Annotated in this window: 4 protein-coding genes; all 4 read left to right on the top strand. The window is 39.2% G+C overall.

Features of this window, described 5'->3' with window-relative positions; translation table 11 throughout:
- Positions 1-92 precede the first annotated feature (92 nt).
- The 4 genes from QUB61_RS38945 (at position 93) to QUB61_RS38930 (ending at position 2,092) form a co-directional block, all read left to right on the top strand.
- A complete protein-coding gene (locus tag QUB61_RS38945) occupies positions 93-665 on the top strand; it encodes an IS630 family transposase (protein ID WP_333136770.1) in 573 nt (190 codons plus the stop codon).
- Complete coding sequence (locus QUB61_RS38940) at positions 607-954, top strand: transposase (RefSeq protein ID WP_333136768.1); 348 nt, start codon at positions 607-609, stop codon at positions 952-954. Before QUB61_RS38945 ends, QUB61_RS38940 begins: the two co-directional genes overlap by 59 nt.
- A gap of 380 nt (positions 955-1,334) precedes the next feature.
- Positions 1,335-1,580, top strand: coding sequence for a DUF4087 domain-containing protein (locus QUB61_RS38935; protein WP_333136766.1), 246 nt, complete (start codon positions 1,335-1,337; stop codon positions 1,578-1,580).
- Positions 1,581-1,882: 302 nt separating this feature from the next.
- The gene (locus QUB61_RS38930; RefSeq protein WP_333136763.1) at positions 1,883-2,092 is read left to right on the top strand and encodes a hypothetical protein; all 210 of its coding nucleotides are present in this window, start codon (positions 1,883-1,885) and stop codon (positions 2,090-2,092) included.
- Positions 2,093-2,388: the final 296 nt, after the last annotated feature.

Here is a 2,388-nt window from a genome sequence, read left to right as displayed (position 1 = left end):
TTTGACAACTTTATTCTTAGGAGCTTCTTACATTGGCATTTTACTAGTTAGTTTTACATACTAGGTTCGGTAGAACCAAAAAAGGAGAGTTAATGAATATTTTTAGAATAAGTTATAAGACACTCTATAACTGGTTCAATCGGTGGGAACTAGAGGGAATCGTAGGACTTTATAATAAACCAGTCAGAGGTTCTAAGCCACTATTTAACGATTCGCAAAAAGCCCAAATAAAAGAGGGGGCTAAACAAGAACCAAGGCCATTAAAAAAGGTGAGCCAAAAACTTCAAGAAACCTGGGGTATAAGTCCCAGTACAAAAACAATTCAAAGAATACTAAAAATTATGAAGATGAGTTGGCATCGTATGCGTAAAGGAGTGGGAGGAAAGCCTCCCTCCCAGGAATATAAAGATAAGAAGGCACAATTAGAAGAATTAAAACGATTAGATGATGAGGGTCAAATTGATTTATATTACTTGGATGAAACGGGATTTTGTTTGATTCCTTGTGTCCCCTATGGCTGGCAGGATATCGGAGAATATTTAACAATTCCTAGTCGTCGTAGTCAGCGAATGAATGTACTAGGAATCATGAATCGAAAGAACCATCTTGAAACTTATATTTCATCTCAAAGTATTAATTCGCTCTGTAGTTATCGCCTGTATTGATGCTTTTTTCCCCGCAGTACATAAGCCAACGGTGATTGTCACAGATCAAGCTTCTATTCATACCAGTGATGCTATTGTTGACAAACTTGAAGAGTGGAAACAACGTAATATTACTCTTTTTGAGTTGCCTTCTTACTCTCCTGAATTAAATTTAATTGAAATTTTATGGCGGTTTATTAAGTATGAATGGATTGAGATATCTGCTTACAAGAGTTGGGGAACTTTTGTTACATCTGTGGAAAAAATCCTGAAACAATTTGGAGAAAACTATGTAATTAATTTTGTCTAGCTACTTAAGCAGCAGTTCCGGGAACTCCAACTTTTCTCGGAGTCAAACAAGTAGGGATTGCGGTATTGGGCTGTTACTTCACCTGCATTAATCAGTGCTGATTAATTTGCTATAAGTGAGTAAAAACTAAATAAACTTAAAGTTATGAAGAAAAACTTGTTTATATCCGTTATTATTTCATCTTTTTTTATCGTTGCCCTTCCTGCTAAAGCAGTTGAAACTAGGTGTGGATGGTTGCATAATCCGATACCAGGTAATATCAATTCCGGTTACACCGGAATGATGGGGAGTCGTCCGTTGGGAGTCGGGAGTCGGGGAATGTGGAATTATTGAGCTTGACTTTATCATTCCCATGCAACCGGAAACGATATAATTGGTACTTGAAAGACAAAGATGCGAACTGGATTATCTCGCTGCAAGGTCAATCTCCAGCCAAAGGAATAGAAACTATTCCCATAACTGATGGTAAAGAAGTTGTGCTAACCAATGGTAATCATGGATATAACTGTGCTTGTTTAAATGTTGTTGTCAATAGCAATTCAAGGAGACTTATCGGAATTCAAGGCGGCGAATCATTGCCGCTCTCAACCAGTCGCAAAGATCCGAATTTGCCAAAAAGTGTTTAGTTTCAGCCAACACCAACTGTACAATCGCAGTAAAGCTGAGAAACCACCGCCACTATGACCGACTCGTGAGCCACCCAACTCAAACAAGCATCAAACGGCTTGCTCTTGGGAGCGCGAATCCGGCGCCCCCTTTGAGCTCATTAACTGGCAGACCCAGGGACAACTCACTCCGACCAAGTGGGAGCGTGTCACTTATGTTATGAGTATAAATACTGATAAAGACTACAATCACTTTTTTACCTATCATCAGTAAAATAGGCGATAATTATGCTCTCTTCCCACGGATCACTTGAGATAGAATCATGACACCCGAACAACAACAGGCGATTAAAACACATCTAGATGCTATTTCTGCCATCCTTTATGCTGATTCTAATCCTGATGCCTTCCAGACATTAGAAGATATTGAACTTGCAGTGAGAGACCAAGTTTTGACTCATGTGACACCGCATATCGGCTTTTTTTTATCTGCTCAGCTACCGGTACAAAAGCCGGAAGAATCAAGACACTAAAAAGCACTCTCGGTAATTTAAGTATCACCCAGAAGCAAGCAGATAGACTAGGCATAGGTAGCCGTAGTCGGTTGAGTCCACATTTAGAAAACTGTTGCTTAAGACTGAGTGCTAATGTCTCTTATCAGCATGCAGCCCTAGATATTAAGTATCTAACGGGAGTGACTGTTCCGTCTAAAACACAACAGAGATTAGTACATTATCAAGACTTCCATCAGCCCAGGGCGAACGCATCTAAATTTTATGTTAACAGAATATGGTATATTGGAGAATAATTATTGAGTACCCAAAAACAT

It is taken from the genome of Microcoleus sp. C2D2, assembly GCF_036702495.1.
In the GTDB taxonomy this organism is placed as follows: Bacteria; Cyanobacteriota; Cyanobacteriia; order Cyanobacteriales; family Microcoleaceae; genus Microcoleus.
This window is presented reverse-complemented; position numbering and strand designations above follow the sequence as displayed.

Coding starts and splice junctions, on each gene's coding strand:
- QUB61_RS38945 (WP_333136770.1), top strand. CDS start 93: ATGAATATTTTTAGAATAAGTTATAAGACACTCTATAACTGGTTCAAT.
- QUB61_RS38930 (WP_333136763.1), top strand. CDS start 1,883: ATGACACCCGAACAACAACAGGCGATTAAAACACATCTAGATGCTATT.